The following is a 9,085-nucleotide window of genomic DNA, read 5'->3' on the forward strand; positions in this document are numbered from 1 at the left end:
TATATAATAATTGAATTTAATATAAGATAGAAGTTTTGTAATTTTTAATTACAATTTATGTATTTTATCCTATATTTATCTATGTGACTCTTTCAAGGTTCCAAGGAATAATAATTTCAAGAAACCAAGTAGAAGCTAAACAATTATTTTATTTATCTTCATCTCATCATTCGTTATACTGCGGTTCATTAGAATTTAATGTTTCATTTTCTTAGTTTCGAAAATATACTTTTCAAAATACCTCTGAAGAATAAAAGTTCTTCTTGTAGTTTGCTAATAGACATAACTTTTTAGTATATAACTAACAAAAATAAAAATGGGCTGTATCAGATTAAGTTTTTTACCTTATCCTTATACAGCCCCTTAATTCTTTATTATTTCAAAATTAATGTTTCTTCTTTAGCATAAATAAGAAACCAACAACCATCATAGCTAAACCATTTACACCCACCATTGGCCATACATTATTTGTATCTCCAGTTGTAACAGTGCCATTAGAGCCACTACCATTTCCTGGGCCAGGAGTCTCCCCTGGTTTTTCAGTTGGAGTATCAACTGGTGGTTCTGGATCTGGATTTTCTGGTTTTTCTGGTAACTTTGTATTATCCATTGCATCCTTTAATGCTTTCATGATACCTGTTATTTCATCTTTTGAGCCATCTATTAAAGCATTTTTTGCTTCTTCAATTTGCTCTTTTAATGTTTTCCAAGCATCAGCTTCATAATTTTTCTCTTCTAACTTTTCAGCTTCTGAAATTAACTCTTTCAATTCAGATACATCAACTAACTTATCATCTATTGATTTTAAGCTTTCTACTGCTACATTTACCTCATCTTTACTTGCAGCTGATTTGTTTAATATTTCTTTTGCTGATTCTACTGTATTAATATAGTCACTCCATGAATTTACTGTATAATTTACTTCATCATGAGGAACTAAATTATTAATAGCTTCTTTTAATAATGTTAAATCTACCAATGCCTCAACTTTTCCTGGTGCTTGTGATATTATTAATTGAATTTCTTCATCAGTAGCTTGTGGATTATTTAGCGTATCGATGACACCATCAATAAACTCTTTATAATCATTCCATGATGCTTCTGTATAAGATTCTTCATCCTTCTTATTAAATTCATCAATAATACTAATCAAAGCTTTTCTATTCTCATCTAATGGAATTAGATTTGCAAATGCATCTTGTAACTGAGCCATTATTTCTGTTACTTGCTCTTTTGTTGCTGCTGGATTTGATAATACTTCATTTCCTTTTACTAATTCATCTTGTAACTTATTATAACTTTCTTCAACAAATAGCTCTTTATCTAATGCTTCATATTCTTCTACCATTAACTTCAAATCCTTAATATAAACAAGAGAATTCTTAGCAGAATTTAAAGCCTCTGTAGCATCATCAACTTGTTTTTGTGTTGCATTTTCAGATAATAATATTTCCTTTGCACTATTATATGACTCTGTATATGCTCCAAAACTATTAGCTGTATAATCAGCCTTTGATTCAGCAATTGTTTCATATTCAGCTATAGCAGATTCTAAATCTACTTTAGTTACAGTATTAATTAATTTTGCATCAGCCCATACAGCATGGTCATTTGAATCTGCACCATTAGTTTCTGTAATAAGTGATACTGTTTTAGCTCCACGAATATCTACATTTACTGGGACTGAAGTTTTAAACATCACATCATTCTTACGGAATACTTCTTTACCATCAACCTTTACTACAAAGTTAACATTACTATTTCCACCTTGCTCCATTCCAATTCCTGCAATTGCAGTAAAGTTTGTAGCATCTTTACCTTCAACATTAATTGTTACTTCAGAAGGTGCATGTGATCCAACACCCTTTTTAAATGAAGTCTTAACTCCATCAACCCAAACACCTAAAGGACTACCACATGTGCAAAGATCCCTTTGGTTTGAACTGTATCCGCCCTTATCAACTATCCACTCCATGTCACTTACATACATTTGATCTACTAAATTAAACTTTATAGTATATACCTTTTCTATACCATAAGAGGAAGTTGCTTTAATTGTAGCTACAGGATTTTCCTTTGTAGCCTGAGTAATTTCTAATTTTACATTTTCATCTGTAGCAACAGCTTCTACCTTAGGGAATGTAAGCCCTTCTTTATCAAATAACTCATAACTATATTCAGTTCTTAAAGGCTCAAATCCATCTAAAGAAACACCATCTAAAGTTATATCAGTAACTGGCATTATTGAATTTGGATTTAACTTACTATTTTCCATTCTCTCTTTTACAAATTCACTATCATTAGATGCAGCTTTTGTAATTGGAGTAATTCTAAATGAATGTGTATAAGTTTCACCTTTATTTAAAATATATTCACCTAATGGACCAGGACCACAACTTGCATTACCAAGACCTCTTTGAGCATAATCTACTGTTAATACAGTATCATCAATAGTAGGAACTTGGTATGGGTGGCCTAAGTTCTTCCAAGTATTATAGATGTCTTCAGCTTTATAATGTAGTGCACTTGTTTCCATCTTATCCTCGGCAACTACCATTATACCTTTACCATTTTCACCATTGGTTAAAGCAGTCCATCTAACATCTGTCTTATTTCCATTCTCTTGTGGTCTAACATATTTATTTGAGAAGGAATTAGTTACTGTATCCTTATAAATTCCAATCTTAGCCCCTGTATTTCTATCGATATAGTTCTCTTGAGGCCCTCTACCATAATAAGTGATATTTTCATATCCTTCTGGAACTATCATCTTCATACCAATTCTAGCAATTTCGCCAACTGCATTAGAATTCGCTGGTGTAAAGCTATTGCTTACTACAATATCACCATTTGCATAAATTATATAATCAATTGAGTTTGGTGAATCTATTCCTTCAATAGTTCCATCTACATGTACTGAAACCACCTTATCTTTTACATCTACAGTATAATTATTAACCTTAAAATTATCAGCTGCATTTTTCATACCATCTGTAAAGTTTGGATCATTACTTACTCTTGCTCTCCAATAATTTGGTTTTGGCCCTTCTTTTAATAGAACCTCTCCATTTACTGTATAATTTGTTATATATCCAGTATTTTTATCAACTGTAACAGAGAATTTATCGCTATTTTCTCCACCAGTAATAACTGTTGAATCCTCTTTTTCTTCTACATTTATTGGATTATTTTCGCTTACATCAATAGATGGACGAGCCACTTCTGGTGTATAGTTTAACATAAGTTGCTCAAAAGCTATCTCATCACCCTTATGTCCATAGTATTCTCCTGCCCATGGTTGATCTTCTTTTAATGTTACACTGAATTCTAATATATAATCAGAACCTTCTACTATTTGCATTTCTGGTAAATCTAATTGAATAGTCTTTTCTTCACCAGGTAAAATATTTTTTTGCTCTTCTGAAAGCTTTCCTTGAGCTTTAATTCCATTATCAATTAAAAGCTTCCAACTTATATCGTATTCATTTAAGTTTGTATTTAAGAATTCGTTTACTATTCTAACTGTTCCATCTTTAGCTTGTCCGTCATCATAGAATGAAACTTCTTGATGTACTTTTTTAACTTCATACAACTCATTAGATGGAGTTCTATCAGCATTCATTAGCCCATTTGCACAAAAATCATTATCAGTAACTTTTTCTCCCCAGTCTCCACCATATCCAAAGAAATATTCTCCTTCTGGGTAATTTGTTGTTTCTTCTCTAATTTCATTTTCATTAAAATTCATAGAATATACTATATCTTCTTGAGGAACTTTGTAGTTTTCTTGAATTTCTTGTTTAGTAAGCGCTTTCTTTAAAACCATCACGTTATCAATCAAACCGTTAAAAGCACGGCCATTGTATTGTGGGTCATCACCAATTCCTATATTATAGCTTGCGCTATCTAGTGGAGTATTCTTTGAGATACTCTTTTCTCCAACCATTTCTCCATCTATATATAAAGAATATTTGCCATTTGCATATGTGCCTACAATATTTGTCCACTTTCCTATTTTTTCACTAGGAAAATCAACAGTTAAAGTACCACTGCTCCATCCATCTACAAAGAACTCAATTTTATTGTTTGCTTTAGATATTTTTAAATTATAACCATTATCACCTTTAGAAATGATAGCTTGATCGCTTCCTGTCATTCCATCTAACTTCACCCATGCTGATAATGTTAATTCATCACTATTTGCATTTACACTTGGAACAAAAGTTTTTCCTCTTAAGGCTTTTCCTTCTCTTCCATTTTCCAATGTTCCTTTTATTTCTGATTCAGTTCCATCTGCATTTTTCACGTAATACTTTGTAGTATTTTTAATCTTTGTAGCAATTGACTGATCCATCCAATCCCATATGAATCCACCTTGGGCATTTTCATAATTTCTAAATACATCCCAGTACTCCTTAAAGTTTCCTAGTGCATTTCCCATGGCATGTGCATATTCAGATTGAATATAAGGAGCCTTATTATTGGTATTAGTTACGTGTCCAACTACTGATGATACTCCCCAATATTGTGATGAATAAATATCTACCATTGATTGTTCTCTATTTCCCTTTGTATAACGGTTATCTCTTTCATATTTTCTTAATCTTGATGGATCACGTTCTAAAATCCATTGAGTAGAATTATAAAAACAATAACTATCATTCATAGGGTAAGTTCTATAAGTTGCTTCATTTCCTAAAGACCAAATTACAACAGATGGATGATTCTTATCTCTTTCCACCATATTTATTGTTCTATCCATAACAGAATTATTCCACTCTGATTCACCTGATGGTATATCTGCTTCAATTGCCCCTTTATGTGATTCAATATTAGACTCATCACATATATATAAGCCTAATTCATCTGCTAATGCATAAGTATATGGATTATTAGGATAATGTGATGTCCTAATTGCATTAACATTGAATTGTTTCATTGTTACTAAATCTTCTTTTATATCTTCTCTTGTAAGAGCTCTACCATTTATATGATCAGTCTCATGTCTATTAGTTCCTCTAAACATGATCTTTTTACCATTAATTTGAGCTTGCTCTTGACCTGCTTCATTTATATCAACTTTATCAATTTCTCTAAATCCAACTCTTTGACAAGTTGTTTCAATCACATTACCATTTTCATCTTCTAATTGAATTAACAATCTATAAAGATTTGGTGTATCTGCAAACCACTTTTTAGGGTTAGTTACCTCTTTAGATCCTGTCCCCCTTTGTCCCTTATCATCTGCTCTCTCTTCAACTGTAGCTTTTCCTGCACTTACTTCTATATCATAAGAAAGTGGTTCATTCCAAAGTTTCTTATCACTATCTATTTCATATAAATCAGCTTTTACTGTATACTTGCCAGACTTCTCTGGACTTAAACTTCTTACATCAGTTTCTAATGTAAGTACAGCATCTTTATATTCTTCATCTAAATCAGTTTTTACGAAAATATCACGAATCTCTACATCTGACTTTGAATATAAAAATACATCTCTAAAAATACCACTTAAGCGAATAAAGTCTTGATTCTCTAGATAGCTTCCTGTTGACCACCTATATACCTCAACTGCAATTGTGTTTTCTCCTGGCTTAAGATATTCAGTAATATTAAATTCATCAGCAGTATAACTATCTTCAGCATATCCTACTCTTTGTCCATTTATATATAAATAGAATGCTGATTCCACACCTTGGAAAGAAACAAAGGTTTGTCTACCGTCCCAGTCCTCTGGTAAAACGAAAGTTCTCTTATATTGGCCAACGCTATTTTTAACAGTTGGTGCAACAGGCTTATTCTTTCCATTTGTATTATAGTTTACTGATTCATAATTTGCCCAAGGATATGTCTGATTTGTATAAATTGGTGTGTCATATTTAAAATCACCATTTTCATCTCTCTGAGTTTGTATATTACTTGGAACTTCAATCTTATCCCAGCCTTCTGTATTCCAGTCTTCTTTATAATTCTTAGCTTCATCGCCTCTTAAATCGTTTTCACGTTCTGCAGGTTTTTCAGCCCACTTAAAGTCCCATGTTCCATTCAAGCTTTGATACCACTTTGAACCTGTTTCATCAAGATTATCTAATGCTGACTTTTCATGCTTCAATGCTTTTTCAATAGTTTCATATGGAGTAAATGTAGATCTTGCTGACTCACGATTTACTTCTATAGTGCTAATTTGGTCATACCATTCTTCTCCTGCAAATTGCGTATCTACCGCTTTTACAAATTTCACTGAACCGAAATCTACTACAGATAATACTAGAGTACTTGCTAAGAGTAATGAGGTAAATCTTTTCGTATTTTTTAAATTTCTACTTTTCATATTTTCCTCTCCTAAATCTTCCTAGTTTTATTTTCTAATATTACTCCTTACCCTACTATGAACTTTTTAACACTTTCTATAATTAATAGATATGATCTCGAATTAATTTATTAACTTTTTAATCTCCCTCCTCTCTCTACAAAAATAAATATCATATCTATGATTTCCCACAGTTTAATTATACCTAATTTTACATTTATTGTATATATTTTAAATACTTTTCTCATTAATTTAAAGTATAAATTAAAATATATAATTCTATTATCTTTATTCACTCACCCGATATAATTTGCCATTTATCTCAACTAGTAATATAATATTTTATTATAATACTAGAAGGATTGATTTTATGAAGCAAATAAAATTGTGTATTATTATAGCATTGTTATTATTTATTCCAATAACACTATATTACTTTATTCCTACTAGAATTACTCCTAAAAAAGAGTTATCTAAAGATGACATTAAAATAAAAGTTCACTTACAAGTAACAACAGGTCCTCTTTATTACTTAAAAGAAGATAAAAATAAGCTTTGGAATACTATTAAAAATACTTATCCAGATGCTAATCCAAAATATATACAACTTACTGGTAATCTTCCTAATTATGCTGTAAATGACCCTGTCTTATTAGGGGACTTTTATATATATGGAAAAGTTGTTGGGACATATAATGATTCTGCTGAAGGTAAAATTCCACTATTTAATGTTAAATATTCTGACGCAAGTCTTGCTCCAATATTTAGAGATGATTCATTAATAGGACGATTTTCAATACTTTTTTTATTTCTTCCCCTTGTGACTTTACTTCTGCTAATATCACTTATAGTTATTCTTTTTAAAGAATATAAAAGTAAAAATAGTTAGCATTTAGCTAATACTTAGATATTTCATACATCTGTAATATCCAATCAATAATTTTCTTTTGTTTTTTAATCTCTATGATTATTCTAGTTTTTTGTTTTATATAGCATTTAGAGGTATATATGCTTCTAAATAACCTCTTCTTCTCTCACAACATAATATGGTGCATTTTAATTTTGACATTATAATACCTAACCTATATACTAAGAATACAAGTTAGCTGATGCAAACTTAAAACTTAATATCGCGGGATGGAGCAGTTGGTAGCTCGTTGGGCTCATAACCCAAAGGTCGTAGGTTCAAGTCCTGCTCCCGCAACCAAAAAAAATCCTTACATTATGTAAGGATTTTTTTATATAGTGAAATTCACAAAATAACCCAACAGCTAATTTTAACTGTTGGGTCATTTTATTATACACAGTAAAACTTCACTTATATTCTTATGATACATCCATCGTTAAATCAATTGACTTATCTTTAAAAATAAAAGTACCTAGTATTCCTCCTATTATTGCTGGTATTATCCAATTAAATCCTAATCTATCAAAAGGAAGTGCATGAATAAAGTTTATATTAATACCTAAACTATCTATAACAGTAAGAGTACTTACAAGTAAAGTAGCATAAGCTGCACCTTTATATATAGAATCCTTAGTAAATATATTTTTAAAAGATACCATTAAAACTAAAACAAGAGCTACTGGATAAAGTATTGTTAATATTGGAGCTGCTATAGAAATTATTTTATCAACACCAAAATTAGAAATAACAGCACTAAAGACACAAATCAACGTAACCAAATGCTGATATTTAATTTTTCTATTACTAAGTTCTTCAAAATATCTAGCTGTAACAGAAGTTAAACCTATAGATGTAGTAAGGCAAGCAAAAGCAACTACTATACTTAATAAAATTCCTCCAGAGGAGCCTAATAAACCTTTTGTTATAGCAATTAGTAATGCAGTTTGAGATATACTAGTATTATAAATATTAGAAACAGTAGCTCCTAAGTACGCTAATCCAGAATATATCAATATAAGCCCTACTGCTGCTACTAATGAGGATTTTATAGTAAGGCTTGTAACTTCTTTTTTATCTTTGTATCCCTTAGCTAAAAATGTAGCTATAATAAGTGCGGCAATTCCACCTGATCCAAGTGCATCCATGGTTTGATACCCTTGAGCAAGTCCAGTTGAGAATAAACTTTGTAAATCACTAGCACTACTTAATTCACCCAATGGAGACAATACCCCTTTTACTATTAATGCAGCTAATGTAAGTAAAAGTATAGGAGTTAAAAACTTACCTATAATATCAACAACCTTATTTGGCTTAACTGTTAAAATAAATGTTAAAGCAAAGAATACAATAGAAAACATAACAGGGCCAATTGAATTAGTTAATGGAGCAATACTTATTTCGAAAGTCGTTGCACCAGTTCTTGGTATAATAAGTATAGGCCCTAAACAAAGCATTATAATAACTTCCAAAGCAAGTCCAAATTTCTTACCTGCCCTTCCTAAAACAGCTTGATAAGAACCAGCCTTTGCAATAGCAATAATTGATAAAAGTATCATACCTACATCTGAAATAATAAATCCTAGGTAACTTATTAACCAGCCACTTCCTGAAGCCATACCTATGTATGGGGGAAATATTAAGTTTCCTGCTCCGAAAAACATTGAAAATATTGCAAATCCTACAACAATTATATCTACTACTTTCTTCATAATGTTACCCCTTTTCTTTTTCACACTCAATCTCTGTATCCATAAGATTTTGTTACTTAAAATTTTCATATTTTCCTAGACGATCGAGTAGGAGCTAAATAATTATTTTATTTAGCGTCCTCTCACACCACCGTACGTACCGTTCGGTATACGGCGGTT

The 9,085-nt window shown here is 31.0% G+C and carries 3 protein-coding genes and 1 tRNA gene; 2 read left to right on the plus strand and 2 right to left on the minus strand.

The annotated features are described in order from the left end of the window. Positions 1 to 385: 385 nt before the first annotated feature. Positions 386 to 6,331, minus strand: a complete 5,946-nt coding sequence (locus I4V16_RS13860; protein ID WP_049177963.1) for a glycoside hydrolase family 2 TIM barrel-domain containing protein — start codon at positions 6,329 to 6,331, stop codon at positions 386 to 388. Positions 6,332 to 6,680: 349 nt separating this feature from the next. On the opposite strand from I4V16_RS13860, the gene I4V16_RS13865 reads away from it, so the two are divergent. Both I4V16_RS13865 and I4V16_RS13870 read left to right on the plus strand, forming a co-directional pair. After that, positions 6,681 to 7,199 carry a hypothetical protein gene (locus I4V16_RS13865; protein ID WP_049177965.1) on the plus strand — a complete coding sequence of 173 codons (519 nt, stop codon included), beginning with the start codon at positions 6,681 to 6,683 and terminating at the stop codon, positions 7,197 to 7,199. A 242-nt stretch (positions 7,200 to 7,441) separates the two neighbouring features. After that, positions 7,442 to 7,517 (plus strand) — tRNA-Met (locus tag I4V16_RS13870). A gap of 119 nt (positions 7,518 to 7,636) precedes the next feature. On the opposite strand, the gene brnQ is transcribed toward I4V16_RS13870, so the two are convergent. Then, a complete protein-coding gene (brnQ, locus tag I4V16_RS13875) occupies positions 7,637 to 8,926 on the minus strand; it encodes a branched-chain amino acid transport system II carrier protein (RefSeq protein ID WP_049179535.1) in 1,290 nt (429 codons plus the stop codon). Positions 8,927 to 9,085: the final 159 nt, after the last annotated feature.

The sequence above is a fragment of the Clostridium sp. 1001283B150210_160208_E6 genome (assembly GCF_015669365.1).
Taxonomy (GTDB): domain Bacteria; phylum Bacillota; class Clostridia; order Clostridiales; family Clostridiaceae; genus Clostridium; species Clostridium paraputrificum.